The sequence below is a fragment of the Pseudomonas sp. UBA6753 genome, assembly GCF_002453565.1.
Classification (GTDB): Bacteria; Pseudomonadota; Gammaproteobacteria; order Pseudomonadales; family Pseudomonadaceae; genus Aquipseudomonas; species Aquipseudomonas putida_Z.
The window spans coordinates 49857-74424 of sequence record NZ_DKHD01000043.1 but is presented as its reverse complement, the minus strand read 5'-3'; the positions used below and the strand labels follow the sequence as shown (position 1 = coordinate 74424).

General features: G+C 63.8%; 26 protein-coding genes. 19 read left to right on the top strand and 7 right to left on the bottom strand.

Annotated features, from left to right (window positions below; translation table 11 throughout):
- Positions 1 to 20: 20 nt before the first annotated feature.
- Complete coding sequence (locus B2790_RS17110) at positions 21 to 821, bottom strand: substrate-binding periplasmic protein (RefSeq protein WP_137164482.1); 801 nt, start codon at positions 819 to 821, stop codon at positions 21 to 23.
- Positions 822 to 993: 172 nt separating this feature from the next.
- Between B2790_RS17110 and B2790_RS17105 the strand changes: the two genes are divergently transcribed.
- Complete coding sequence (locus B2790_RS17105) at positions 994 to 1545, top strand: exonuclease domain-containing protein (protein ID WP_075045871.1); 552 nt, start codon at positions 994 to 996, stop codon at positions 1543 to 1545.
- Positions 1546 to 1619: 74 nt separating this feature from the next.
- Positions 1620 to 1904 (top strand): pyrimidine/purine nucleoside phosphorylase, encoded by a 285-nt coding sequence (locus tag B2790_RS17100; protein WP_012315400.1) that lies wholly within the window; start codon positions 1620 to 1622, stop codon positions 1902 to 1904.
- Positions 1905 to 2017: 113 nt separating this feature from the next.
- Here the strand turns inward: B2790_RS17100 and B2790_RS17095 are convergent, their stop codons facing one another.
- Positions 2018 to 2710: an alpha/beta family hydrolase gene (locus B2790_RS17095; protein ID WP_286919287.1), complete on the bottom strand. Its 693-nt coding sequence runs from the start codon at positions 2708 to 2710 to the stop codon at positions 2018 to 2020.
- 50 nt (positions 2711 to 2760) lie between these two features.
- Between B2790_RS17095 and ccoN (B2790_RS17090) the strand changes: the two genes are divergently transcribed.
- The 16 genes from ccoN (B2790_RS17090) to B2790_RS17015 all read left to right on the top strand — a co-directional run bounded on the left by ccoN (B2790_RS17090) (position 2761) and on the right by B2790_RS17015 (position 18464).
- A complete protein-coding gene (ccoN, locus tag B2790_RS17090; protein ID WP_013973491.1) occupies positions 2761 to 4185 on the top strand; it encodes a cytochrome-c oxidase, cbb3-type subunit I in 1425 nt (474 codons plus the stop codon).
- 13 nt (positions 4186 to 4198) lie between these two features.
- Positions 4199 to 4807: a cytochrome-c oxidase, cbb3-type subunit II gene (gene ccoO, locus B2790_RS17085; protein ID WP_013973492.1), complete on the top strand. Its 609-nt coding sequence runs from the start codon at positions 4199 to 4201 to the stop codon at positions 4805 to 4807.
- A 5-nt stretch (positions 4808 to 4812) separates the two neighbouring features.
- On the top strand, positions 4813 to 5007 hold the full coding sequence (locus tag B2790_RS17080) for a cbb3-type cytochrome oxidase subunit 3 (protein ID WP_025340008.1): 195 nt from the start codon (positions 4813 to 4815) through the stop codon (positions 5005 to 5007).
- Positions 5004 to 5945, top strand: coding sequence for a cytochrome-c oxidase, cbb3-type subunit III (gene ccoP / locus B2790_RS17075; RefSeq protein WP_286919286.1), 942 nt, complete (start codon positions 5004 to 5006; stop codon positions 5943 to 5945). The genes B2790_RS17080 and ccoP (B2790_RS17075) overlap by 4 nt, the downstream gene beginning before the upstream one ends.
- Before the next feature lie 442 nt (positions 5946 to 6387).
- Complete coding sequence (gene ccoN / locus B2790_RS17070) at positions 6388 to 7830, top strand: cytochrome-c oxidase, cbb3-type subunit I (protein WP_015271137.1); 1443 nt, start codon at positions 6388 to 6390, stop codon at positions 7828 to 7830.
- Positions 7830 to 8438, top strand: a complete 609-nt coding sequence (ccoO, locus tag B2790_RS17065; protein ID WP_013973496.1) for a cytochrome-c oxidase, cbb3-type subunit II — start codon at positions 7830 to 7832, stop codon at positions 8436 to 8438. The genes ccoN (B2790_RS17070) and ccoO (B2790_RS17065) overlap by 1 nt, the downstream gene beginning before the upstream one ends.
- 5 nt (positions 8439 to 8443) lie before the next feature.
- Positions 8444 to 8635, top strand: a complete 192-nt coding sequence (locus B2790_RS17060; RefSeq protein ID WP_003259925.1) for a CcoQ/FixQ family Cbb3-type cytochrome c oxidase assembly chaperone — start codon at positions 8444 to 8446, stop codon at positions 8633 to 8635.
- Complete coding sequence (ccoP, locus tag B2790_RS17055) at positions 8632 to 9609, top strand: cytochrome-c oxidase, cbb3-type subunit III (RefSeq protein ID WP_046615057.1); 978 nt, start codon at positions 8632 to 8634, stop codon at positions 9607 to 9609. Before B2790_RS17060 ends, ccoP (B2790_RS17055) begins: the two co-directional genes overlap by 4 nt.
- Positions 9610 to 9930: 321 nt before the next feature.
- A complete protein-coding gene (gene ccoG, locus B2790_RS17050) occupies positions 9931 to 11346 on the top strand; it encodes a cytochrome c oxidase accessory protein CcoG (RefSeq protein ID WP_286919285.1) in 1416 nt (471 codons plus the stop codon).
- 15 nt (positions 11347 to 11361) lie between these two features.
- The gene (locus tag B2790_RS17045) at positions 11362 to 11889 is read left to right on the top strand and encodes a FixH family protein (protein ID WP_085592831.1); all 528 of its coding nucleotides are present in this window, start codon (positions 11362 to 11364) and stop codon (positions 11887 to 11889) included.
- Positions 11890 to 12027: 138 nt separating this feature from the next.
- A complete protein-coding gene (locus B2790_RS17040) occupies positions 12028 to 14502 on the top strand; it encodes a heavy metal translocating P-type ATPase (RefSeq protein WP_286919284.1) in 2475 nt (824 codons plus the stop codon).
- A complete protein-coding gene (gene ccoS / locus B2790_RS17035; RefSeq protein WP_025340014.1) occupies positions 14481 to 14696 on the top strand; it encodes a cbb3-type cytochrome oxidase assembly protein CcoS in 216 nt (71 codons plus the stop codon). The genes B2790_RS17040 and ccoS overlap by 22 nt, the downstream gene beginning before the upstream one ends.
- Positions 14689 to 15372 (top strand): sulfite exporter TauE/SafE family protein, encoded by a 684-nt coding sequence (locus B2790_RS17030; protein WP_025340015.1) that lies wholly within the window; start codon positions 14689 to 14691, stop codon positions 15370 to 15372. The genes ccoS and B2790_RS17030 overlap by 8 nt, the downstream gene beginning before the upstream one ends.
- A gap of 186 nt (positions 15373 to 15558) precedes the next feature.
- Positions 15559 to 16941 (top strand): oxygen-independent coproporphyrinogen III oxidase, encoded by a 1383-nt coding sequence (gene hemN, locus B2790_RS17025; protein ID WP_085691612.1) that lies wholly within the window; start codon positions 15559 to 15561, stop codon positions 16939 to 16941.
- Between the two features lie 184 nt (positions 16942 to 17125).
- Positions 17126 to 17860 (top strand): Crp/Fnr family transcriptional regulator FnrA, encoded by a 735-nt coding sequence (fnrA, locus tag B2790_RS17020; RefSeq protein ID WP_015271145.1) that lies wholly within the window; start codon positions 17126 to 17128, stop codon positions 17858 to 17860.
- Positions 17861 to 17915: 55 nt separating this feature from the next.
- Positions 17916 to 18464: an adenine phosphoribosyltransferase gene (locus B2790_RS17015; protein WP_009683910.1), complete on the top strand. Its 549-nt coding sequence runs from the start codon at positions 17916 to 17918 to the stop codon at positions 18462 to 18464.
- 135 nt (positions 18465 to 18599) lie between these two features.
- Here the strand turns inward: B2790_RS17015 and recR are convergent, their stop codons facing one another.
- The 5 genes from recR to B2790_RS16990 all read right to left on the bottom strand — a co-directional run bounded on the left by recR (position 18600) and on the right by B2790_RS16990 (position 23937).
- Positions 18600 to 19202, bottom strand: a complete 603-nt coding sequence (gene recR, locus B2790_RS17010) for a recombination mediator RecR (protein WP_003259670.1) — start codon at positions 19200 to 19202, stop codon at positions 18600 to 18602.
- A gap of 293 nt (positions 19203 to 19495) precedes the next feature.
- Positions 19496 to 19831, bottom strand: a complete 336-nt coding sequence (locus B2790_RS17005; RefSeq protein WP_003259671.1) for a YbaB/EbfC family nucleoid-associated protein — start codon at positions 19829 to 19831, stop codon at positions 19496 to 19498.
- A 64-nt stretch (positions 19832 to 19895) separates the two neighbouring features.
- Positions 19896 to 21968 (bottom strand): DNA polymerase III subunit gamma/tau, encoded by a 2073-nt coding sequence (gene dnaX / locus B2790_RS17000; RefSeq protein ID WP_286919283.1) that lies wholly within the window; start codon positions 21966 to 21968, stop codon positions 19896 to 19898.
- Positions 21969 to 22196: 228 nt separating this feature from the next.
- Complete coding sequence (locus tag B2790_RS16995; RefSeq protein WP_286919282.1) at positions 22197 to 23075, bottom strand: EamA family transporter; 879 nt, start codon at positions 23073 to 23075, stop codon at positions 22197 to 22199.
- A 361-nt stretch (positions 23076 to 23436) separates the two neighbouring features.
- Complete coding sequence (locus B2790_RS16990) at positions 23437 to 23937, bottom strand: DUF2938 domain-containing protein (protein ID WP_286919281.1); 501 nt, start codon at positions 23935 to 23937, stop codon at positions 23437 to 23439.
- An 82-nt stretch (positions 23938 to 24019) separates the two neighbouring features.
- Here B2790_RS16990 and B2790_RS16985 point away from each other — a divergent pair, with 82 nt between their 5' ends.
- Entirely contained in the window at positions 24020 to 24442 is a 423-nt protein-coding gene (locus tag B2790_RS16985) for a helix-turn-helix domain-containing protein (RefSeq protein WP_123085902.1), read from the top strand.
- Positions 24443 to 24568: the final 126 nt, after the last annotated feature.

Sequence of the window (24568 nt, the reverse complement as noted above, 5' to 3'; positions counted from 1 at the left end):
CGTTGCCGCACCACGGGAATTTAGTCGTGTGGGGCCGAAACCGTGATGCGGTAGGGCTCGAAGATGCGCGCCAGCTCGCCACTGTCGCGCAGGGCCCGCAGCAGCGCCGCGAACGACTGCTCGCCGATCGGCGCCCCCGGGCGCAGCAAGGCGTAGTGGTGGTAGACCTGGTCGATGCGCTGCGAGGACACCAACTGGTCCCGGCTGGCCGGGTTGCGCTCCAGGAAATCGCTGAGATAGGAACGCGTGACCAGGGCGATGTCGGCGCGGTCGGCCTGCACCATCAGCAGGTTGCTGTCGTGGGAATAGGTCAGGGTCGCTTTGTAGGCGGTGCGCAGGTAGTCCGGGTCGGAGTTGAAGCCGGCGAACGCATAGTGGTAGCCGTTGATCAGCGCCAGGCGCTTGCCGTGCAGGTCGTCGAAGTAATGCGGGTCACGGCCGTTGGCCTTGCGGGCGACGAACACCTCGGCATCTTCCAGGCCCAGGTCCACGCTCTGGTGGGCAATCTGCTGCCAGCCCCACGCCGGGTTCTCGAAAATGGCCATGTCGGTGCGGCCTTGCTGGAGGTCACCAAAACGCCGCTGGATGGAGGTGGGCACCACGACGAAGTGGTAGCGCTGCTGCGTGCGGTTTAGCGCGTCGACCAGCTGCGGCAGCAGGCCGCTGTCGGCACCCTGCTCGGGGCGTACCGTGTACGGTGGGAAATGCGCCGCGCCAATCCTCACTTCGACGGCATCGGCAGCCCATACCGGCGCCGCCAGCCAGAACACGGCCAGCAGCATCAGGGAAGACAGGGCCTTTAGGCCGGGCGCTGGAGTCAAGACGGATGCTCATCACGGTTCATGCCTGGGTCCACCTAAGCTAGGCGTTTTCCGGGCCGGACACAACTGCCGGTTAGTGGCCCTTTGTGCCAAAGCCGCAGGCAAATTGCCAGGGGGTGCCGGATGCCCTGAGTTTGGCTACGCTCTAGCAGGATCTGCAAGGGAGCCTGGTATGGGCCATTGGTTGGTGATCGACCTGGAAGCCACCACCGACGATGGTGGGTGGCCGGTCACAGAGATGGAAGTCATTGAAATCGGCGCAAGCCTGGTTACCCGCGAAGGCCGCGAGGTCGACCACTTCCAGCGCTTCGTGAAGCCCCGGCGGCGGCCGCAGCTGACCCCGTTCTGCCGTGAGCTGACCCACATCAGCCAGGCCAGCGTGGACAGTGCCGCACCGTTCCGCGAGGTATGGGCAAGCTTCGAGCGCTGGCTCGGGCACCACCGCGGGCAGCTTCAGGCCTGGGTCAGCTGGGGCGACTACGACCGCCAGCAGTTGCACCAGGAGTGGCAGCAGCATGGGCTGGACAGCCTGCTGCGGACCCTGCCGCACATCAACCTCAAGCAACGCTTCGCCAAGGCCCGCCACCTGCAGCGCCCCGCGGGGCTGAACGGTGCACTGCAGCTGGCCGGCATGCACTTTTGCGGGCAGCAGCACCGGGCCCTGGAAGATGCGCGCAATACCGCGCGGCTGCTGCCGTTGAGCCTGCCGGTGGACGCTACCTGAAAGCAGATGACGGGGCCCGTGGGCTTGGGCATACTGGCCAGCCCTTTTTCATCCCCCCTTTCAGGAGTCGCCCCATGTTCAAGGTCAACGAATACTTCGATGGTACTGTCAAGTCGATCGCCTTCGAAGGCACTGAAGGCCCGGCCACCGTCGGCGTCATGGCCCCGGGCGAGTACGAGTTCGGCACTGCCAAGCGCGAAATCATGCACGTGGTTTCCGGCGCCCTGACCGTGAAGCTGCCGGGTAGCGACAACTGGGAAACCTTCAACGCCGGTGACAAGTTCAATGTGGCCGCCGACAGCAAGTTCCAGCTGAAGGTGGCGGTGGATACTGCCTACCTGTGCGAGTACCGTGACTAAGCGGTAGCCTGTACCGGCCACTTCGCGGGCATGCCCGCTCCTACAGGTTCACTACAAGCTTGCGGGCCTGTGCAGTACCTGTGGGAGCGGGCAAGCCCGCGAAGAATCCAGCACTAATCTTTCAGGAAAGCTGCAACCTTCTCAGCCGCCGCCTGCAAGTGCTGCTCATGGCTGAACCCCGAGGCCTTCAGCGGCTTCAGGTCATGGTCTCCCGCCACCAGCCAGCTCACCTCGATCGCCGGCGATAACGCATACCCTGCCACCGCCTCGCGGTTACCCAGCGCATCCCGCTCGCCCTGCACGATCAACGTCGGCGTCTTCAATTCGGCCAGGTGCTCGACCCGTGGCTTCTCCGGCTTGCCCACCGCATAGAACGGATAGCCCAGGCACACCAGTGCATCCGCTTCCAGTTCATCGGCCAGCAGGCTGGCCATGCGCCCGCCCATGGACTTGCCACCCACCGCCAGCTTGCCCGCGACCAAAGGTCGCACCTGCCGGTACACCTCGCGCCAGCATTCCAGCAACACCTTCTGCGGGTTCGGCGGCCGCTTGCCGCCGGCAACCCTGCGCTCGGCCATGTACGGGAACTCGAAGCGCACTACCGCTACCCCAAGCGCCACAAGCCTTTGCGCCATTTCGTCCATGAACCCGCTGTCCATCGGCGCACCTGCGCCATGGGCCAGGATCAGGCAGCCCTTGTAGCCGTCCTTGCCCCGAACGTGCGGGGGATCGCAGCGCAAGCCTGGGACATTTCCGACCTTCGCCCATTGATCCCCGTCAATACCGGCACTTTGCCCATTAATCATGCTTGCCTCGCTGTAAAGCCTGCCAAATAACCGTGGATGGGAACCCATACATGAACACAACCAGCAGTACCGCCTATAACTACAAGGTGGTCCGCCAATTCGCCATCATGACGGTGGTGTGGGGAATCGTCGGGATGGGGCTCGGCGTCTTCATCGCCGCCCAGCTCGCCTGGCCTTCCCTCAACTTCGACCTCCCCTGGACCAGCTTCGGCCGCCTGCGCCCCCTGCATACCAATGCGGTGATCTTCGCCTTCGGCGGCTGTGCGCTGTTCGCCACCTCCTATTATTCGGTGCAACGCACCTGCCAGACCACCCTGTTCGCACCGGGCCTGGCCGCGTTCACCTTCTGGGGCTGGCAACTGGTGATCCTGCTGGCGGCCATCAGCCTGCCGCTGGGCTACACCAGCTCCAAGGAATACGCCGAACTGGAATGGCCGATCGACATCCTGATCACCATCGTCTGGGTGAGCTACGCCATCGTGTTCTTCGGCACGCTGATGAAGCGCAACACCAAGCACATCTACGTCGGTAACTGGTTCTTCGGCGGCTTCATCCTCACCGTGGCGATGCTGCACGTCGTCAACAACCTGGAACTGCCAGTCAGCCTGACCAAGTCCTACTCGGTGTATGCCGGCGCCACCGATGCCATGGTGCAGTGGTGGTACGGCCACAACGCCGTGGGCTTCTTCCTGACCGCGGGCTTCCTGGGGATGATGTACTACTACGTGCCCAAGCAGGCCGAACGCCCGGTGTATTCCTATCGCCTGTCGATCGTGCACTTCTGGGCGCTGATCACCCTGTACATCTGGGCCGGCCCGCACCACCTGCACTACACCGCCCTGCCCGACTGGGCACAGTCGCTGGGCATGGTGATGTCGCTGATCCTGCTGGCACCAAGCTGGGGCGGCATGATCAACGGCATGATGACCCTGTCCGGCGCCTGGCACAAACTGCGCAGCGACCCGATCCTGCGCTTCCTGGTGGTGTCGCTGGCGTTCTACGGCATGTCCACCTTCGAAGGCCCGATGATGGCCATCAAGACAGTCAACGCCCTGTCCCACTACACCGACTGGACCATCGGCCACGTGCACGCCGGCGCCCTCGGCTGGGTGGCGATGATCTCGATCGGCGCGCTGTACCACACCATCCCGAAAGTGTTCGGCAAAGAGCGCATGTACAGCATCGGCCTGATCAACGCGCACTTCTGGCTGGCCACCATCGGCACCGTGCTGTACATCGCCTCGATGTGGGTCAACGGCATCGCCCAGGGCCTGATGTGGCGCGCGGTCAACAGCGACGGCACGCTCACCTACTCGTTCGTGGAAACCCTGGTGGCCAGCCACCCAGGCTTCATCGTGCGCTTCGTCGGCGGTGCGATCTTCCTCAGCGGCATGTTCCTGATGGCCTGGAACACCTGGCGCACCGTGCGTTCGCCGGCGCTCGATGTCGCCCCTGCGAACGCCCAGCTGGCTTGAGGAGACCTGCCTGATGAAACATGAAGTCATCGAGAAAAACGTCGGCCTACTGGCCCTGCTGATGGTGTTTGCCGTCAGCATCGGCGGCCTGACCCAGATCGTCCCGTTGTTCTTCCAGGACGTCACCAACAAGCCGGTGGAAGGCATGAAGCCCTACACCGCGCTGCAGCTGGAAGGCCGCGATATCTACATCCGCGAAGGCTGCGTGGGCTGCCACTCGCAGATGATCCGCCCGTTCCGCGCCGAAACCGAGCGCTATGGCCACTACTCGGTGGCTGGTGAAAGCGTGTGGGACCACCCGTTCCTGTGGGGTTCCAAGCGCACCGGGCCGGACCTGGCCCGGGTTGGTGGCCGCTACTCGGACGACTGGCACCGTGCGCACCTGTACAACCCGCGCAACGTGGTACCGGAGTCGAAGATGCCGTCGTACCCATGGCTGGTCGCCCAGCAGGTCGACAACAGCCATACCGACACCAAGATGCGCACCCTGCGCACCCTGGGCGTGCCGTACACCGACGATGACATCGCCGGGGCCCGCGACGCGGTCAAGGGCAAGACCGAGATGGACGCCCTGGTCGCCTACCTGCAGGTGCTCGGCACCGCGATCAAGAACAAGAGGTGAATGCGATGGGAATGGACATCGGCATGATCCGCGGCCTGGGCACCCTGGTGGTGATGATCGCCTTCATCGGCCTCACCCTGTGGGTATTCAACCGCCGCCGCGACCGTGATTTCGCCGAAGCGCGCCTGCTGCCCTTCGTCGACGACCGCCTGCCCTCTGCCGGACAGGCACCTGCTGCAAAAAGGAGTAACGGGCAATGACCACCTTCTGGAGTACGTACATCTGCGTACTGACCATCGGTAGCCTGATTGGCCTGACCTGGCTGCTGCTCGCCACCCGCAAGGGCCAGAGCAACAACACCACCGACCAGACCATGGGCCACAGCTTCGACGGCATCGAGGAATACGACAACCCGCTGCCCAAGTGGTGGTTCTGGCTGTTCGTCGGCACCCTGGTGTTCTCGGTGGGTTACCTGATCCTCTACCCGGGCCTGGGCAACTGGAAGGGTATCCTGCCGGGCTATGAAAATGGCTGGACCGGCGCCAACGAATGGCAGAAGGAAATGGACAAGGCCGATGCAAAATTCGGTCCGATCTTCGCCAAGTATGCTGCCATGCCCGTGGAAGAAGTGGCCAAGGACCCGCAGGCACTGAAAATGGGCAGCCGCCTGTTCGCCTCGAACTGCTCGGTGTGCCATGGCTCGGACGCCAAGGGTGCCTATGGCTTCCCCAACCTCACCGACAAGGACTGGCGCTGGGGCGGCGAGCCGGAAACCATCAAGGCGTCGATCATGAACGGTCGCCACGGCGTGATGCCGGCCTGGGCCGAAGTGATCGGCGAGCAGGGCGTGGCGGATGTGGCCGCGTTCGTGCTCACCAACCTCGATGGCCGCAGCCTGCCGGAAGGGGTCAAGGCCGACGCCGCCAAGGGCAAGGAAATCTTCGCCGGCAACTGCGTGGCCTGCCACGGGCCTGAAGGCAAAGGCACCCCGGCCATGGGCGCGCCAGACCTGACCCACCCGCAGGCGTTCATCTACGGTTCGAGCTTTGCCCAGCTGCAGCAGACCATTCGCTATGGTCGCCAGGGTCAGATGCCGGCGCAGGCGGAGATCCAGGGCAACGACAAGGTGCACCTGCTGGCGGCATACGTGTATAGCCTGTCGCAGGATCAAGCTTCGCCAGACCTGACTGCCAAGTAACACCCATTCGCGGGCTCGCCCGCTCCCACAGGTTAACCACAGATTTCAAGCATTGTGGTGAACCTGTGGGAGCGGGCAAGCCCGCGAAGGGCTGCAAAGCAGCCCCCTCCCCGCTCTACCCCTCCTTGCACCCCCTCCGAACACAACTAAGCTTGTTGCCTCAGTGGGCCTCGCTCCGAAAGGAGCGAAGCAGACGCGGCGCGTAGCCTGTCGCCGTCCCGATAAAAAGCTTGACCGATCGATCAGAAAAAGGCGAAAAACGGTACACATTACAAATATTTATTTGTGTACAATCGTCCAGGCCCGATCGCTGCGGGACATCAGTGAACGGGCTCGGGCACGGGTCGGCGTACCAAAGTTGCGTTGCGGTAACCCTGGTGGTTATCAATACTGGCGCCGATTTTTCGACCAACAAGAACATCAAAACCGTGGAACCTTAGCAATGAGCACAGCAATCAGTCCGACTGCTTATAACTATAAGGTCGTCCGCCAGTTCGCCATCATGACGGTGGTCTGGGGGATCCTTGGCATGGGCCTCGGCGTCTTCATCGCCTCGCAGCTGGTATGGCCGCAACTGAACCTGGACCTGCCCTGGACCAGCTTCGGCCGCCTGCGCCCGCTGCACACCAACCTGGTGATCTTCGCCTTCGGGGGCTGTGCGCTGTTCGGCACCAGCTACTACGTGGTGCAGCGCACCTGCCAGACCCGGCTGATCTCCGACAGCATGGCCGCCTTCACCTTCTGGGGTTGGCAGGCGGTGATCGTCGGGGCGCTGATCACCCTGCCGATGGGCTACACCACCACCAAGGAATACGCCGAGCTCGAGTGGCCGCTGGCGATCCTGCTGGCCATTGTGTGGGTCACCTACGGGCTGGTGTTCTTCGGCACCATCGTCAAGCGCAAGACCAAGCACATCTATGTCGGCAACTGGTTCTACGGCGCCTTCATCGTGGTTACCGCGATGCTGCACATCGTCAACCACATCTCGCTGCCGGTAAGCCTGTTCAAATCGTACTCGGCCTACTCCGGTGCCACCGACGCGATGATCCAGTGGTGGTACGGCCACAACGCCGTGGGTTTCTTCCTCACCACCGGCTTCCTGGGGATGATGTACTACTTCGTACCCAAGCAGGCCGAACGCCCGATCTACTCGTATCGCCTGTCGATCGTGCACTTCTGGGCACTGATCACCCTGTACATCTGGGCCGGCCCGCACCACCTGCACTACACCGCCCTGCCTGACTGGGCACAGTCGCTGGGCATGGTCATGTCGATCATCCTGCTGGCGCCAAGCTGGGGCGGCATGATCAACGGCATGATGACCCTGTCCGGTGCCTGGCACAAACTGCGCACCGACCCGATCCTGCGCTTCCTGGTGGTGTCGCTGGCGTTCTACGGCATGTCCACCTTCGAAGGCCCGATGATGGCCATCAAGACCGTGAACTCGCTGTCGCACTACACCGACTGGACCATCGGCCACGTCCACGCCGGCGCCCTCGGCTGGGTGGCGATGATCTCGATCGGCGCCGTGTACCACATGATCCCGCGCCTGTATGGCCGCGAGCAGATGCACAGCGTCGGCCTGATCAACGCGCACTTCTGGCTGGCTACCATCGGTACCGTGCTGTACATCGCCTCGATGTGGGTAAACGGCATCACCCAGGGCCTGATGTGGCGCGCCATCAACGATGACGGCACCCTCACCTACTCCTTCGTCGAAGCCCTGCAGGCCAGCCACCCTGGCTATATCGTCCGCGCCCTGGGCGGTGCGTTCTTCGCCACCGGCATGCTGCTGATGGCCTACAACGTGTTCCGTACCGTACGTGCCGCCAACCCGGCACAGGCTGAGGAAGCCGCCAAGATCGTCGTCGTGGGAGCGCACTGATGAAGCATGAAGCCGTCGAGAAGAACATAGGCCTGCTGGCCTTCTTCATGGTCATCGCCGTGAGCGTCGGTGGCCTGACCCAGATCGTCCCGCTGTTTTTCCAGGACGTCACCAACAAACCCGTGGAAGGCATGAAGCCGCGCACCGCGCTGGAACTTGAAGGCCGCGATATCTACATCCGCGAAGGCTGCGTGGGCTGCCACTCGCAGATGATCCGCCCGTTCCGTGCCGAAACCGAACGCTACGGCCATTACTCGGTGGCCGGCGAGAGCGTGTGGGACCACCCGTTCCTGTGGGGCTCCAAGCGTACCGGGCCGGACCTGGCGCGGGTCGGTGGCCGCTACTCCGATGACTGGCACCGTGCGCACCTGTACAACCCGCGCAACGTGGTACCGGAATCGAAGATGCCGTCGTACCCGTGGCTGGTCGAGCACAAGCTCGACGGCAAGGACACCGCGAAGAAGATGGAAGTGCTGCGCACCCTCGGCGTGCCGTACACCGACGCCGACATCGCCGGGGCCCGCGACGCGGTCAAGGGCAAGACCGAAATGGACGCCATCGTCGCGTACCTGCAGGGTCTTGGCACCATCATCAAGAGCAAACGGTGACGCTGATGGATATCGGGATGATTCGCGGCCTGGGCACCGTCGTGGTGATGGTGGCCTTCGTGGGCCTGGCGCTGTGGGTGTTCAACCCACGGCGCAAGAAGGACTTCGACGAAGCGACCCAACTGCCCTTCGCGGATGACCCCGAAGCCAGCCGGCACGTCGAGCAAGCAAAAGCTTCTGGGAGCAAAAAACAATGACAACCTTCTGGAGTCTGTACGTTACCGTCCTGACCCTGGGCACCATCTTCTCGTTGACCTGGCTGCTGCTGTCGACCCGCAAGGGCCAGCGCGAAGAGGTCACCGACGAAACCGTCGGGCATGCCTTCGATGGCATCGAGGAGTACGACAACCCGCTGCCGAAATGGTGGTTCTGGCTGTTCGTCGGCACAATCGTCTTCGCCCTCGGCTACCTGGTGCTGTACCCGGGCCTGGGCAACTGGAAAGGCGTCCTGCCGGGCTACTCGTATCTGGATAACGACAAGCAGACCGAGTTTTCCAACGGTCAGCCGGGCTGGACCGGCGTGCACGAGTGGGAAAAGGAAATGGCCAAGGCTGACGCCCGCTTCGGGCCGATCTTCGCCAAGTTCGCCGCCATGCCCATCACCGAGGTGGCCAAGGACCCGCAGGCTCTGAAGATGGGCGCGCGGCTGTTCGCTTCCAACTGCTCGGTGTGCCACGGCTCCGACGCCAAGGGTGCCTTCGGCTTCCCTAACCTCACCGACAACGACTGGCGCTGGGGCGGCGAGCCAGACACCATCAAGACCACCATCATGGGCGGTCGCCACGGCGTGATGCCGGCCTGGGCCGAGGTGATCGGTGACCAGGGCGTGGCCGATGTGGCCGCGTTCGTGGTCAGCAAGCTCGATGGCCGCACCCTGCCAGAGGGCGTGAAGGCCGATGCCGAGAACGGGCAGAAGATCTTCGCCGCCAACTGCGTGGCCTGCCACGGGCCGGAGGGCAAGGGTACGCCAGCCATGGGCGCGCCGAACCTGACCCATCCGCAGGCGTTCATCTACGGTTCGAGCTTTGCCCAGTTGCAACAGACCATCCGCTACGGTCGCCAGGGGCAGATGCCGGCCCAGGAGCAGTTGCAAGGGAATGACAAGGTGCACTTGCTGGCGGCTTATGTGTACAGCCTGTCGCAGCAGGCCGAACCGGCCAAGGCCGAGTAAGGCAGGCCTGGCCTCTTCGCGGGCTTGCCCGCTCCCACAGGTTCGCCACCAGTCTTGAGGTTGGTGTTGTCCCTGTGGGAGCGGGCAAGCCCGCGAAGGGGCCGGTAAAGGCACAGCATTTCTTGCAGGCTGATGACCTGGATCAATTGACACCTGCCATAACACGATTCATACCACGAACCCAACGCGACTAAAGGTCGCAGTGCAGCCCCATACTGCCATCAGCGGCGTATCATGGGCCGCAGAGCGCTAGCAGATTGCGCGAGACTGCGGCCGGCACGCACTGGCTGCGGCGTTTCTCCACTGCCGTGGGACTTGATGATGAGCAAGCAAATTCCGGTACATGACGTCACCCCGCCTGCCAACAAAGGGAAGGATTCCGTCGACCTCTACGCCTCCCGGGAAAAGATCTACACCCGTGCCTTCACCGGCCTGTTCCGACGCCTGCGCATGGTCGGCGGGGCTGTGCTGTTCCTGCTGTACTTCGGCACCGTGTGGCTGAACTGGGGTGGCCACCAGGCCGTGTGGTGGAACCTGCCCGAGCGCAAGTTCTACATCTTCGGCGCCACCATCTGGCCGCAAGACTTCATCTTGCTTTCGGGCATCCTCATCGTGGCCGCCTTCGGCCTGTTCTTCATCACCGTGTTCGCCGGCCGGGTGTGGTGCGGCTACACCTGCCCGCAAAGCGTGTGGACCTGGATTTTCATGTGGTGCGAAAAGGTCACCGAGGGCGACCGCAACCAGCGCATGAAGCTCGACAGAGCCCCCATGAGCGGCAACAAGTTCCTGCGCAAGTTCGCCAAGCACAGCCTGTGGCTGCTGATCGGTTTCGTCACCGGCATGACCTTCGTCGGCTATTTCTCGCCGATCCGTGAACTGGCCACCGAATTCTTTACCGGCCAGGCCGACGGCTGGGCCTACTTCTGGGTCGGCTTCTTCACCCTCGCCACCTACGGCAACGCCGGCTGGCTGCGCGAGCAGGTGTGCGTGTACATGTGCCCCTACGCGCGCTTCCAGAGCGTGATGTTCGACAAGGACACGCTGATCGTTTCCTACGACCCGCGCCGTGGCGAAACCCGCGGCCCGCGCAAAAAAGACCTGGACTACAAGGCCGCGGGCCTGGGCGACTGCATCGACTGCACCATGTGCGTGCAGGTCTGCCCCACCGGCATCGACATCCGTGACGGCTTGCAGATCGAGTGCATCGGCTGCGCCGCGTGCATCGACGCCTGCGACAACATCATGGACAAGATGAACTACCCCAGGGGGCTGATCAGCTACACCACCGAACACAACCTGTCCGGGCAGAAGACCCACATGCTGCGCCCGCGCCTGATCGGCTATGCCGTGGTCCTGCTGGTGATGATGGTCGGCCTGGCCACCGCCTTCGCCACCCGTTCGCTGGTCGGTTTCGACGTGAGCAAGGACCGCGTGCTGTACCGCGAGAACGCCCAGGGCCGGATCGAGAACGTGTACAGCCTGAAAGTGATGAACAAGGACCAGCGTGACCACGTCTACGTGCTGGACGCCACCGGCCTGCCGGACCTGAAGCTTGAAGGCCAGCGCGAGATCCGCGTGGACGCTGGTGATATCGTCAGCCTGCCGGTGCAGCTGTCGATCGCACCCGAGAAACTGCCATCGACCACCAACGAAATCACCTTCATCCTCAAGAGCGCCGATGACAGCGACGCCCAGGTTGAAGCCAAGAGCCGCTTCATCGGCCCACAGATCCGCTGAGAGAGATAACCCACAATGCCTGCCACCGCCGCCAGCCCCTGGTACAAGCACCTCTGGCCCTGGATCATCATCGGCATCCTCGCCACCTCGGTGTGCCTGAGCCTGACCATGGTCAGCATCGCCGTGCACAACCCGGACAACCTGGTGAACGACAACTACTACGAGGCTGGCAAGGGCATCAACCGCTCGCTGGACCGAGAACTGCTGGCTCAGACGCTGGGCCTGAAGGCCGGCGTGCACCTGGACGAGCTGACCGGCGAAGTGGATGTGCGCCTGGCCGGCAACAGCGACCCGCAGAGCCTGGAGCTGAACCTGATTTCGCCAACCCAGCCGGAGAAAGACCGCAAAGTGCTGCTGAGCCGGGTCGAGGCTGGGCGCTATGTGGGGCAGCTGGAGGACAAGGTTGACGGGCGGCGCTTCGTTGAGCTGCTGGGTAGCGAAGGTGGCCAGGTTTGGCGCTTGTTCGAGGAAGAAAAAGTGGAGCATGGTGTGACCTTGCAGCTGGGTGATGAAGCCTTGCAAGGTGCCGAGCACCAGCAGTAGCAACACGCTAATCCCTGTGGGAGCGGGCATGCCCGCGAATGCGATAGCCCAGGCAACGGTGTTTTCAGGCCTGCCGCTTTCGCGGGCATGCCCGCTCCCACAGGGTTTCATATCTGCCTGACCAGTCGTGCCTTCCTTATGACCCAGCCCACCCCCTGCTACCACTGCGCCCTGCCCGTCCCCGCCGGCAGCCGCTTCACCGCCGTGGTCCTCGGCCAGCCCCGGCAGTTCTGCTGCCCCGGCTGCCAGGCGGTGGCCGAGTCGATCGTCGCCGGTGGCCTGGAGCACTACTACCAGCACCGCAGCGACAACAGCGCCAACCCCGAGGCCCTGCCCAAGCAGCTACAGGACGAACTGGCCCTCTACGACCGCAGCGACGTCCAGCAAACCTTCGTTCGCCATGCTGGCGACCTGGCCGAAACCACCCTGCTGGTCGAAGGCATCAGCTGCGCCGCCTGCGGCTGGCTGATCGAAAAGCACCTGCGCAACCTGCCCGGCGTCACCGAGGCGCGCCTGAACCTGTCCAACCACCGCCTGCTGCTGAACTGGCATGACCAGCAACTGCCGCTCTCGCGCCTGCTCGCCGAGCTGCGCCAGATCGGCTACGCCGCCCACCCCTATCAGCCCGACCAGGCCGCCGAGCAACTGGCCCGCGAGAACCGCAGCGCCCTGCGCCGCCTGGGCGTGGCCGGGCTGCTGTGGTTCCAGGCGATGATGGCAACCATGGCCACCTGGCCGGAATTCAACATCGACCTGTCGCCCGAACTGCACACCATCCTGCGCTGGGTGGCGCTGTTCCTCACCATCCCCATCGTGTTCTACAGCTGCGCACCGTTCTTCAAGGGCGCGGCACGCGACCTGCGTACCCGCCACCTGACCATGGACGTTTCGGTGTCGCTGGCCATTGGCCTGGCCTTCGGCGCCGGCATCTGGACCGCCATCACCGGCAGCGGCGAGCTGTATTTCGACACCGTGGGCATGTTCGCGCTGTTCCTGCTCACCGGCCGCTACCTGGAGCGCCGCGCCCGCGAACGTACCGCCGCGGCCACTGCGCAGCTGGTCAACCTGCTGCCGGCCTCGTGCCTGCGCCTGGACGCCGTCGGCCGCAGCGAGCGCATCCTGCTCAGCGAACTGCAGCGCGGTGACACGGTGCAGGTGCTGCCAGGCTCAGTAATCCCCGCCGACGGGCGCATCGTCGAAGGCCGCTCCAGCGTCGATGAATCGTTGCTGACCGGTGAATACCTGCCGCAACCACGGCGGGCCGGCGAGCGGGTCACCGGCGGTACCCTGAACGTCGAAAGCACCCTGAACGTGGAAGTCGAAGCCCTCGGCCACGACTCGCGGTTGTCGGCAATCGTCCGCCTGCTGGAACGCGCCCAGACCGAAAAACCACGCCTGGCCGAAGTCGCCGACCGGGCCTCGCAGTGGTTCCTGCTGTTCTCGCTGCTGGCCGCCGTGGCCATCGGCCTGTGGTGGTGGCACCTGGACCCGGCGCGGGCGTTCTGGATCGTGCTGGCCATGCTGGTAGCGACCTGCCCTTGCGCGCTGTCCCTGGCCACGCCAACGGCGCTTACTGCGGCCACCGGCACCTTGCACAAGCTCGGCCTGCTGGTCACCCGCGGCCATGTGCTGGAAGGCCTGAACCAGATCGACACGGTGATTTTCGACAAGACCGGCACGCTGACCGAGGGCCGCCTGACCTTGCGCAGCATTCGCCCGCTCGGCAGCCTGCCCGCCGACCGCTGCCTGGCCCTGGCCGCAGCGCTGGAGAACCGCTCCGAACACCCCATCGCCCGTGCCTTCGGCCGCACCGCCACGCCTGCTGACGACGTGCAGACCGTGCCGGGCCTGGGCCTGGAAGGGCTGGTCGAAGGCCAGCGCCTGCGCATTGGCCAGGCCACCTTCGTCTGCGCCCTGAGCGGCGCGGAAATCCCCGGTGTACCAGAACCGCGCGGCCAGTGGCTGCTGCTGGGCGACCGCCAGGGCCCGCTGGCCTGGTTCGGCCTGGACGACCGCCTGCGCGACGATGCCCCTGCTCTGCTGGCGGCCTGCAAGGCCCGTGGCTGGCGCACGCTGCTGCTGTCGGGCGACAGCTCGCCGATGGTTGCCGAAGTGGCCGCGCAGCTTGGCATCGACCAGGCCATCGGCGGCCTGCGCCCGGACGACAAACTGGACCGGCTGAAGGCGCTGCAGGCGGCCGGGCGCAAGGTGCTGATGCTGGGTGACGGGGTCAACGACGTGCCGGTACTGGCCGCCGCCGACATCAGCATCGCCATGGGCAGCGCCACCGACCTGGCCAAGACCAGCGCCGACGCCGTGCTGCTGTCCAACCGCCTGCAGGCGCTGGTACAGGCCTTCGAGCTGGCCCGACGCACCCGCCGCAACATCCTCGAGAACCTGCTGTGGGCGACCTTGTATAATGGCCTGATGTTACCGTTCGCCGCGCTTGGCTGGATCACCCCGGTTTGGGCAGCCATCGGCATGTCGGGCAGTTCACTGATCGTGGTACTCAACGCCCTGCGCCTGACCCGCCTGCCCCTGGCATCGGGCCTGCCAGCGAACGAAGCGCCCTTGCCCGGGAGGAAGTCGTCATGCCCGCACTCTATGTCATGATCCCCGCAGCCCTGCTGCTGGTCGGCGTGGCCGTGTACATCTTCTTCTGGGCGGTGGACAGCGGCCAGTACGACGACCTGGAAAGCCCTGCCCACAGCATCCTGTTCGACGACCAGGACCCGCGCCACCAGGCGGCGGTGAAGCCTGACGACAACCAGGCCGACACCGACAAGGAACCCCCACCCCGTGCCTGACCTGCTGCCCCTGCTGGGCTCGGCGTTGGTCCTCGGCCTGCTCGGCGGCGGCCACTGCCTGGGCATGTGCGGCGGCCTGATGGGCGCACTGACCCTTGCCATACCACCCGAACAACGTGGCCGGCGCTTGCGCCTGCTGCTGGCGTACAACCTTGGGCGCATTCTCAGTTATGCCTGTGCCGGCCTGCTGCTGGGCCTGGCCGGCTGGGCTGTGGCCAGCAGCCCGGCGGCGCTGGCACTGCGGGTGGTGGCGGCGCTGCTGTTGATCGCCATGGGGTTGTACCTGGCCGGCTGGTGGAGCGGGCTGACCCGCATCGAGGCGCTGGGCCGGGGGCTGTGGCGGCATATCCAGCCGGTGGCGTCGCGCTTGCTGCCGGTGTCCAGCGTGCCTCGGGCGTTGTTGCTGGGGGCCTTGTGGGGGTGGTTGCCGTGCGGGTTGGTGTACAGCACCTTGCTGTGGGCGGCCAGCCAAGGCAATGCCGGGTACAGCGCGGCGCTGATGCTGGCTTTCGGCGTGGGGACCTGGCCGGTATTGCTGGCTACCGGATTAGCCGCAGAGCGGGTAAACATTTTGTTGAAAAGACGCAGTGTGCGGGTGGCTGGCGGGGTACTGGTGATGCTGTTTGGTATCTGGACCATGCCTGGACCGCACCAGCATTGGTTGATGGGGCATTGATGGGGGCCGCTTTGCGACCCTTCGCGGGCATGCCCGCTCCCACAGGATCATGTGTACCCCTGTGGGAGCGGGCATGCCCGCGAAGGGCTGCAGAGCAGCCCCAATGCCCTTGATACAAATCAACACAGATTCCTACAGACGGCCATAGACTCCGGGGCACTGCTGCTCTTTCCGGGGACCGCCCTCATGCTCGACGACCTTCGTTGGGATACCGACCTGATCCGCCGTTACGACCTGGCCGGACCACGCTACACCTCTTACCCGACCGCCGTGCAACTGCACAGCGAAGTGGGCTCGTTCGACCTGCTCCACGCCCTGCGCGAAAGCCGTCGGGCCGCGCGCCCGCTGTCGCTGTACGTGCATGTGCCGTTCTGCGCCAACATCTGCTACTACTGCGCCTGCAACAAGGTCATCACCAAGGACCGCGGCCGCGCCGCGCCCTACCTGCAGCGCCTGGAGCAGGAAATCCAGCTGATCGCCTGCCACCTCGACCCTAAACAGCGTGTCGAGCAACTGCATTTCGGCGGCGGCACGCCAACTTTCCTCAGCCATGTGGAACTGCGCCAGCTGATGGCCACCCTGCGCCAGCACTTCCACCTGCTGGACGACGACTCCGGCGACTACGGCATCGAGATCGACCCGCGCGAAGCCGACTGGTCGACCATGGGCCTGCTCCGCGAACTGGGCTTCAACCGCGTCAGCCTGGGCGTGCAGGACCTCGACCCGGCCGTGCAGCGCGCGGTAAACCGCCTGCAGAGCCTGGAGCAGACCCGCACCCTGATCGAAGCCGCGCGCACCCTGCAGTTCCGCTCGATCAACCTCGACCTGATCTACGGCCTGCCCAAGCAAACCCCGGAAGGCTTTGCCCGCACCGTCGAAGAAGTGATCCGCCTGCAACCCGACCGCCTGTCGGTGTTCAACTACGCCCACCTGCCCGAGCGCTTCATGCCGCAACGGCGCATCGACAGCAATGACCTGCCCAGCGCGGCCGCCAAGCTGGAGATGCTGCACGCCACCATCGACCAGCTGACCGCCGCCGGCTACCGCTACATCGGCATGGACCACTTCGCCCTGCCCGACGACGAGCTGGCCGTCGCCCAGGAAGAAGGCACCCTGCAGCGCAACTTCCAGGGTTACACCACCCATGGGCACTGCGACCTGATCGGCCTGGGCGTGTCGGCCATCAGCCAGATCGGCGACCTGTACTGCCAGAACAGCAGCGACCTCAACACCTACCAGGACAGCCTGTCCAACGCCCAACTGGCCACCCAGCGCGGTCTGCTGTGCAACCACGACGACCGCATCCGCCGGGCAGTGATCCAGCAACTGATCTGCCATTTCGAGCTGGATTTCGAGCCGATCGAACAAGCCTTCACCATCGATTTTCGCGGCTACTTCAACGACCTCTGGCCAGAACTGCTGACCTTGCAGCGCGACGGCCTGATCCGCCTGGACGACAAAGGCATCCGCATCCTGCCGGCCGGCCGCCTGCTGGCGCGCTCGGTGTGCATGGTGTTCGACGCCTACCTGGCGATGCACAACCGCCAGCGCTTCTCGCGGGTGATCTGAACCGAGTCGTTCAACCGCATGGACAAAGCTCCTTGCCAGGCACACCATGGGCACAGCGAAGGCCCCGGCGCACACCCGCCGGGGCCCGGCCAGCTCGCACCACAACAGCGCACGCTGGCCTACAACCTACGCCGTGAGTTACCCTTACGTCTTATGTGTGCTTTCCCACAAGGATCGAATGAAAATGTCCGAGCCAGTCAAACTGCGCCCACACAACCAGGCCCATTGCAAGGACTGCAGCCTGGCCCCCCTGTGCCTGCCTCTGTCGCTCAACCTGGAAGACATGGATGCACTGGATGAAATCGTCAAGCGTGGGCGGCCGTTGAAAAAAGGCGAGTTCCTGTTCCGCCAGGGCGACAATTTCGGCTCGGTCTACGCGGTACGTTCCGGCGCGCTGAAAACCTTCAGCCTCAGCGACAGCGGCGAAGAGCAGATCACCGGCTTCCACCTGCCCAGCGAGCTGGTCGGCCTGTCGGGCATGGACACCGAAGCCTACCCGGTGTCGGCACAGGCCCAGGAAACCACCTCGGTGTGCGAAATCCCGTTCGAGCGCCTCGACGAGCTGTCGGTGCAGCTGCCGCAGCTACGCCGCCAGCTGATGCGGGTAATGAGCCGGGAAATTCGCGACGACCAGCAGATGATGCTGCTGCTGTCGAAAAAGACCGCTGACGAGCGTATTGCCACCTTCCTGGTCAACCTGTCGGCGCGCTTCCGCGCCCGCGGCTATTCGGCCAACCAGTTCCGCCTGAGCATGTCGCGCAACGAAATCGGCAACTACCTGGGCCTGGCGGTAGAAACCGTGTCGCGGGTGTTCACCCGCTTCCAGCAGAATGGCCTGATCCGTGCCGAAGGCAAGGAAGTGCACATTCTCGACCCGATCCAGCTGTGCGCGCTGGCCGGTGGCGCAATGGAGGCCTGAGGCCGGCGTTTAGCGGGTATACTTGGGCATTCGTTTTCCCAGGATACCCGCAACAATGCACAGCGACGCCTTCGACCTCAAAGCCCTGATCCGCCCGGTAGTGGACTTCCCCAAACCGGGCGTGATCTTCCGCGATATCACCCCGCTGTTCCAGTCGCCGCGCGGGCTGCGCTATGTGGCCGACCAGTTCATCGAACGCTATGTCGAAGCCGAGTTCAGCCACATCGGCGCCATGGACGCGCGGGGCTTCCTGATCGGCTCGATCATCGCCCACCAGCTGAACAAGCCACTGATCCTGTTCCGCAAGCAGGGCAAGCTGCCGGCTGACGTGCTGAGCGAGGGTTACCAGACCGAGTACGGCGAAGCCTTCCTGGAAGTGCATGCCGACAGCCTGTGCGAAGGGGATTCGGTGTTGATCTTCGATGACTTGATTGCTACTGGCGGTACGCTGCTGGCAGCGGCCAACCTGGTGCGCCGGACCGGTGCGCAGGTGTTCGAGGCGGCGGCGATCATCGATCTGCCGGAGCTGGACGGGTCGCGCCGGCTGCAGGCGGCCGGGGTACCGACGTTCTGCCTGACCGAGTTTTCGCTCAGCGAATACTGAGTATTCGAGGGCGCTTTGCGCCCTATCGCCGGCAAGCCAGCTCCCACAAGTACGGCGCTGCCATCAGCCCTGCGGCAACCCTGTGGGAGCTGGCCTGCCGGCGATGGGCCGCAAAGCGGCCCCAACAATTCTGAATCAGAGCGAAATCGGCCGACGCCCCGCAAACGCATGGGCCAAGGTCCCACCATCCACCAGCTCCAGCTCGCCGCCCAGCGGCACGCCATGGGCAATCCGCGACGCCACCAGGCCCTTCTCGCTCAGCAACTGGGCAATGTAATGCGCCGTCGCTTCCCCTTCCACCGTCGGGTTGGTCGCCAGGATCACCTCGGTGAAGGTGCCCTGCTCCTCGATCCGCGCCATCAGTTGCGGAATCCCGATCGCCTCAGGCCCCAACCCGTCCAGCGGCGACAAGTGGCCCTTGAGCACGAAGTAGCGGCCACGGTAGCCGGTCTGCTCCACTGCATACACATCGGTCGGCCCTTCGACCACACACAACTGGGTATCGTCACGGCGCGTGTCGGCGCATTGCGGGCACAGCTCCTGTTCGGTCAGGGTGCGGCACTGACGGCAATGCCCTACCCCCTCCATGGCCTGGGTCAAGGCCTGGGCCAGGCGCAGGCCGCCGCTGCGGTCACGTTCGAGCAGTTGCAGGGCCATGCGCTGGGCGGTTTTCTGGCCGACACCCGGAAGAATTCGCAGGGCATCGATCAGTTGGCGGATGAGAGGGCTGAAGCTCATGGGAAAGGCCTGACAAATCAATAAGAGGCGGTTTATACCCAGCGGGGGCAGTGGCGTCAAATCAGCCATGCGACCTACGCGGTCCGCTTTTTTGTGGGAGCGGCCTTGTGTCGCGAAAGGGGCGCGAAGCGGCCCCGGGATTTCAGCTTCGCAGCGTGAATTGCCGGGGCTGCTGCGCAGCCCTTTCGCGACACAAGGCCGCTCCCACAAAAAACAGACCGCGCCTGGGTTGAAATCTCTGTAAAAAAAACCGCCGCTGTCATCAGCGGCGGTTTTCGGTAACGCAAATGCCCTTAGAACGGCATCTTGAAGCCCGGCGGCAGCTGCATGCCGGCGGTCATGCTGCCCATCTTGTCCTGGCTGTTCTGCTCGACCTTGCGCACGGCGTCGTTCAGCGCGGCGGCGATCAGGTCTTCCAGCACTTCCTTGTCGTCTTCATCAGTCGACATCAGGCTCTGGTCGATGCTGACACGCTTGACGTCGTGACGACCGGTCATCACCACGCTCACCAGGCCACCACCGGACTGGCCGGTGACTTCGGCGTTGGCCAGCTCTTCCTGCATCTTCTGCATCTTTTCCTGCATCTGCTGGGCCTGCTTCATCAGGCCGGCCATGCCACCTTTCATCATGGGGGTATACCTCGATTGGGTCATGTGATGCGGCCCGGCACCGGGCCGGCCGCATGGTTATCCGTTACTGGCCCTGATTAACCAGGGCTTCTACAGGCTCAATAGTATCCTGCCGCACCTTGGCGCCGAACAACTTGATCATCTGCTGGATCAACGGATCCTGTTCGATCGAGGTGACTGCGTCCTGCTGGCGCTCGGCGCGTTTGCGCGCCGCTGCCTGGGCCGGGGTTTCCTGCTCGGGCAGGATCAGCTCGATGCGCAGGTTCAGCGTGCGCCCCAGGTGCTGGTTGAGCGCTTCGTTAAGGCGCCGCTGCTGGGTGGCGTTGAACAGCGCACCCTGGCCAGGGTCCAGGTGCAGCAGCCAGTCGTCGCCATCGGCGGCAATCAACGTACAGTTTGCCGCGATGTTGCATGTCATCCCGGATACAGGCAACTGTGGGAATAATTCCAGCCATTGCAGGGCCAGGCCGGTGGCCGGCTTGGCTGCGGGCAGCGGTTCGGCTGCCGGCTTGGGTGCTTCTTCCTGGACGTGTTCGGCCAGTTCATCCAGGTAGCTGAAGCCGACCGGGTCGCTTTCGCCGCCGTAATAGTCTTCGTCCAGGGGCGGTTCATCGTCGCGGTCCATGCCTACTGCGGCATAAGCGGACGGGTCGAAAGGTGGCTCGTCGTCGTGTGCCGGGGCGGCAGGAGCCGGCGTGGGTGCAGGGGGCGGAGCAGGAGCCGGCGCAGGCTCGGCCACTACCGGTGCAGGCGCTGGCGCGGGCTCTTCCCATGGCAGATCAACCACCTCTGTCACGGGTTCTGGTGCTGGCTCAGGTTCGCTGACCAGTGCAGGTTCAGCCGCCACCACAGGCTCGGCAGCCGGCTGTGGCGCTGGCTCGACCGGTGCGGGCGCCTGCGCTTGTTGCGCGGCAACCGGTGCAACAGGCTCCACGACAGCAGCGGCCGGCGGCGCCACGGCAACCGCCGGCGCTGCCACCGGTGTTGCAAGATCAGCTGTGGCCTGGCTGATCCCCACTGGCTTTAGTACCGGCTTCGGCGCGTCGTCGGTGTCGGCCGGGCGGAACGCCAGCATGCGCAGCAGGACCATTTCGAAACCACCGCGCGGATCCGGCGCCAAGGGCAGGTCACGGCGGCCGATCAGGCCCATCTGGTAATAGAACTGCACGTCCTCCGCTGGCAATGCCGAGGCCAGCGCCAGCACCCGCTCACGGTCGCCCTGGCCGTTGTCCACCGCTTCCGGCAGCGCCTGGGCAATGGCCACGCGGTGCAGCACATTGAGCATCTCTGCCAGCACGCCAGCCCAGTCCGGCCCCTGCTCGGCCAGGTTGCGCACGGCCTCGAGCAAGGCCCGGGCATCGCCTTCGAGCAGCGCCTGCAGCACCCCGTAGACCTGGCCATGATCAAGGCTGCCGAGCATGGCCCGCACATCGGCGGCCAGCACCTTGCCTTCGCCAAAGGCGATGGCCTGGTCGGTCAGGCTCATGGCGTCGCGCATCGAACCATCGGCCGCGCGACCCAGCAGCCACAGGGCATCCGGCTCGAACGGCACGTTTTCGGCAGCCAGGACATGGCTGAGGTGCTCGACCACCCGCTCCGGGCTCATGTTCTTCAGCGAGAACTGCAGGCAGCGCGACAGGATGGTGGCTGGCAGTTTCTGCGGGTCGGTGGTGGCGAGGATGAACTTGACGTAGGGCGGCGGCTCTTCCAGCGTCTTGAGCAAGGCGTTGAACGAGTGGGTCGAGAGCATGTGCACTTCGTCGATCAAGTAGACCTTGAAGCGCCCACGGCTCGGGGCGTACTGCACGTTATCGAGCAGTTCGCGGGTGTCCTCGACCTTGGTGCGGCTGGCGGCGTCGATCTCGATCAGGTCGACGAAACGGCCTTCGTCGATCTCCCGGCACACCGAGCAGGTGCCGCAGGGCGTGGAGGTGATGCCGGTTTCGCAGTTCAGGCACTTGGCGATGATACGGGCGATGGTAGTCTTGCCCACACCCCGGGTACCGGTGAACAGGTAGGCATGGTGCAGGCGCTGGTTGTCCAAGGCATTGATCAAGGCCTTGAGCACATGGGTCTGGCCGACCATTTCGCGGAACGAGCGCGGACGCCATTTACGTGCAAGAACCTGATAACTCATCGAAAAACCATCGTAGCCTGATCGAGCGGAAGATCGCTAATGCTAGCGGAGCGGGGGCAAAATTGCACCCTGCGCAAGTCGTCTAAGCTTTGAAACTGGCGCGCCATCCAGGGAGGATTGCCTTTGCGAAGACTGCTGGCCCTGTTGATGCTGTGGAGCACCTACAGCCAGGCTGAACAGCCCGTGGTGCCGGGCCCACAAATACTTCCCAGCGCCGGTGACTTCCACTTAGCGCAACCGCGCAAATTGCCCGCCGAGTTTGCGTAACCAGTGACCGCAGAAAAATATCAGGATGCCGGTCAAGATCAGGCAGATCGCCAGCCATTGCCCGGCACTCATCTGCTCGTCGAAGAAAAGCCAGGAGGTTGCGAGGCCGGACACCGGTATCAGCAACGACAAGGGCGCAACGTGGGTAGCCGGATACTTCTTCATCAGGTTGTTCCACACGCGGTAGCCCAGAATCGTCGTGATCAGGCTCTGGAAAAGTACGGAAAACAATGTTGGCCATGCCAGGCCACCGGCCAGGGTTTCGAGCGCCGCCCATCCTTGCGAGGCAAACGTGAGCACCACAAGGACCGGCAGCGCATACAAGCTCGACCAGACGATAAAGGCCGTCATTTGACCTGGGCGCTTGAGCTTAATCAAAAGGTTGCACAAAGCCCAGGCGAGCGCAGCAACCAATACCAGCAGCAGACCGACCACCGTTGAGGACTGGCTGCTCGCCAACAACATCAGGCCCAACCCGCATGCCGCGAAGACCATACCCCAGGAATGGGCGGCGGTGATACGCTCACGCAAAAAGATAGCGCTCAGCAAGATCGTGAAGAACGCACTGAACTGCAGGAACACCGAGGACATACCCGGACTCAAGCCTTGGTGCATGGCAAGATTGACCACCCACCAGATACCGACAGCGAACAGCACGCCATATACCACCATGGCAACCACTGAAACTCTGGTCGGACGCCGGATGAAAAAAACCAGCGGCACCGCACAGAAGGTGAATCGTAACAGCGTCAACAAATAGGGATCGAGCTCTCGCAAGCCAAGTTCGATGACACTGTAGTTACCACCCCACAGGACAGTCACCAGGAGACCAACGGTCAAGTCACGCCTGCTCATTTTCATGCCTGCTCTCCAAGATTGGCAGGCACCACTCTATTTTCGTCACACCCGGGTAGATGTAGGCGCACTCGTCGCGGCCTGTGAGAAAACCTACTCGGCGCGAATACAAGCGCTCATGCAGCCTCACATCCTTCAATGCACGCAACGTTTCACTGTGATGTGACTGGGATAGACAAGACGCGGGTTTTTCATATCCCGGAAATGGAGGCGGCCCCACCAGCCACACCCCGGCACTCGATGTTCCCGTGCCAGCCACCGAGTTGCATTCTTCGCGGGCATGCCCGCTCCCACAGGATTGTGCGGTGCAGACACAGTTTCTATTACAGGCTCAAGCCTGGTGGTGTCAGCAGGCTGATTGCGCGCTCGTCAGCAAACTCGCACTCAAGAACATCCCCACGCCAAACACAAAATGCGTGGCCAGGCTCTTCAGGCAGTTGCGCACAGGCGTCGGCGTCCTCGACGCAAAGAACCCCGCGCCCATCGCCGGCTGCATGAAGCACAAAGGCGCCACGACCGTCACCACACCAACAACCAGCGCGGGCAACAATGTAGGTGCCAGCAACCAGCCCTCCCCCACGATCATGACCAGCAGCATCGCGAACAGCACGCCGATGGCGTAATGAATCCCCCACCCCAACGCCAGCTCATGCCGCACCGGTTCTGCCTTGGCAATCGCCTGGTGCCGCACACGCCCGTGCATCAAATGCCCCGCCCAACGCCCGACCATGGCGAAGTTCAGCGTGGCGACACCCATCCGCCTCAGCAGCAGCCCCCACAAGTCCATCACCATCGTGGCACCGATACCAATTGGCAAGGCGGCGGAAAACATCGCAGTAAACGTCATTGAACAAGCCCTCGAAGATTGACGGTCATCACCATGCCGCGCAGCATAGAAGTTGAAGTCAACTTCAAGTCAAGGGCCCGAAATGGACATTGCCGACGTCGCCAAACGCACAGGCGTACCCGCCTCGACGCTGCGCTACTACGAGAAGAAAGGCCTGCTCAAGTCACTCGCCGGGCCTGGCCAGCGGCGGCAGTTCGCAGCCGATGTTGCAGACCGGCTGGCGCTGATCGCCCTGGGCCAGGCTGCGGGGTTTTCGCTGGATGAAGTGGGGACGATGCTGGTGGACCTGCAAGTCGACCGGCAGATGCTGATCGCCAAGGCCGACGAACTGGATGCACGAATCAGGCGCTTGCAGGCGATGAGCAAGGGCTTGCGGCATGCGGCGCAGTGCCCTGAGGAAGATCACCTGGAATGCCCGAAATTCCAGCGGCTGATGAAGCTGTCGGCGGCGGGGCATGGGAAAAAACAGGGCAGTTCAACAGTTGCCTTTAAGCGGCCAGGATAAAACCACCATCTGGATGCATCAACATCTGAATAGAGTAATGGCAATACGATATCAATGCGCCACTACTCAGTGTAGAGTTACGCGCCTCCGCGCCCAGCCGTGCGCCGAGAACAGTACTCACACTCA

Coding starts and splice junctions, on each gene's coding strand:
- B2790_RS17105 (WP_075045871.1), top strand. CDS start 994: ATGGGCCATTGGTTGGTGATCGACCTGGAAGCCACCACCGACGATGGT.
- B2790_RS17100 (WP_012315400.1), top strand. CDS start 1,620: ATGTTCAAGGTCAACGAATACTTCGATGGTACTGTCAAGTCGATCGCC.
- B2790_RS17095 (WP_286919287.1), bottom strand. CDS start 2,710: ATGATTAATGGGCAAAGTGCCGGTATTGACGGGGATCAATGGGCGAAG.
- ccoN (WP_013973491.1), top strand. CDS start 2,761: ATGAACACAACCAGCAGTACCGCCTATAACTACAAGGTGGTCCGCCAA.
- ccoO (WP_013973492.1), top strand. CDS start 4,199: ATGAAACATGAAGTCATCGAGAAAAACGTCGGCCTACTGGCCCTGCTG.
- B2790_RS17080 (WP_025340008.1), top strand. CDS start 4,813: ATGGGAATGGACATCGGCATGATCCGCGGCCTGGGCACCCTGGTGGTG.
- ccoP (WP_286919286.1), top strand. CDS start 5,004: ATGACCACCTTCTGGAGTACGTACATCTGCGTACTGACCATCGGTAGC.
- ccoN (WP_015271137.1), top strand. CDS start 6,388: ATGAGCACAGCAATCAGTCCGACTGCTTATAACTATAAGGTCGTCCGC.
- ccoO (WP_013973496.1), top strand. CDS start 7,830: ATGAAGCATGAAGCCGTCGAGAAGAACATAGGCCTGCTGGCCTTCTTC.
- B2790_RS17060 (WP_003259925.1), top strand. CDS start 8,444: ATGGATATCGGGATGATTCGCGGCCTGGGCACCGTCGTGGTGATGGTG.
- ccoP (WP_046615057.1), top strand. CDS start 8,632: ATGACAACCTTCTGGAGTCTGTACGTTACCGTCCTGACCCTGGGCACC.
- ccoG (WP_286919285.1), top strand. CDS start 9,931: ATGAGCAAGCAAATTCCGGTACATGACGTCACCCCGCCTGCCAACAAA.
- B2790_RS17045 (WP_085592831.1), top strand. CDS start 11,362: ATGCCTGCCACCGCCGCCAGCCCCTGGTACAAGCACCTCTGGCCCTGG.
- B2790_RS17040 (WP_286919284.1), top strand. CDS start 12,028: ATGACCCAGCCCACCCCCTGCTACCACTGCGCCCTGCCCGTCCCCGCC.
- ccoS (WP_025340014.1), top strand. CDS start 14,481: ATGCCCGCACTCTATGTCATGATCCCCGCAGCCCTGCTGCTGGTCGGC.
- hemN (WP_085691612.1), top strand. CDS start 15,559: ATGCTCGACGACCTTCGTTGGGATACCGACCTGATCCGCCGTTACGAC.
- fnrA (WP_015271145.1), top strand. CDS start 17,126: ATGTCCGAGCCAGTCAAACTGCGCCCACACAACCAGGCCCATTGCAAG.
- B2790_RS17015 (WP_009683910.1), top strand. CDS start 17,916: ATGCACAGCGACGCCTTCGACCTCAAAGCCCTGATCCGCCCGGTAGTG.
- recR (WP_003259670.1), bottom strand. CDS start 19,202: ATGAGCTTCAGCCCTCTCATCCGCCAACTGATCGATGCCCTGCGAATT.
- B2790_RS17005 (WP_003259671.1), bottom strand. CDS start 19,831: ATGATGAAAGGTGGCATGGCCGGCCTGATGAAGCAGGCCCAGCAGATG.
- dnaX (WP_286919283.1), bottom strand. CDS start 21,968: ATGAGTTATCAGGTTCTTGCACGTAAATGGCGTCCGCGCTCGTTCCGC.
- B2790_RS16990 (WP_286919281.1), bottom strand. CDS start 23,937: ATGACGTTTACTGCGATGTTTTCCGCCGCCTTGCCAATTGGTATCGGT.
- B2790_RS16985 (WP_123085902.1), top strand. CDS start 24,020: ATGGACATTGCCGACGTCGCCAAACGCACAGGCGTACCCGCCTCGACG.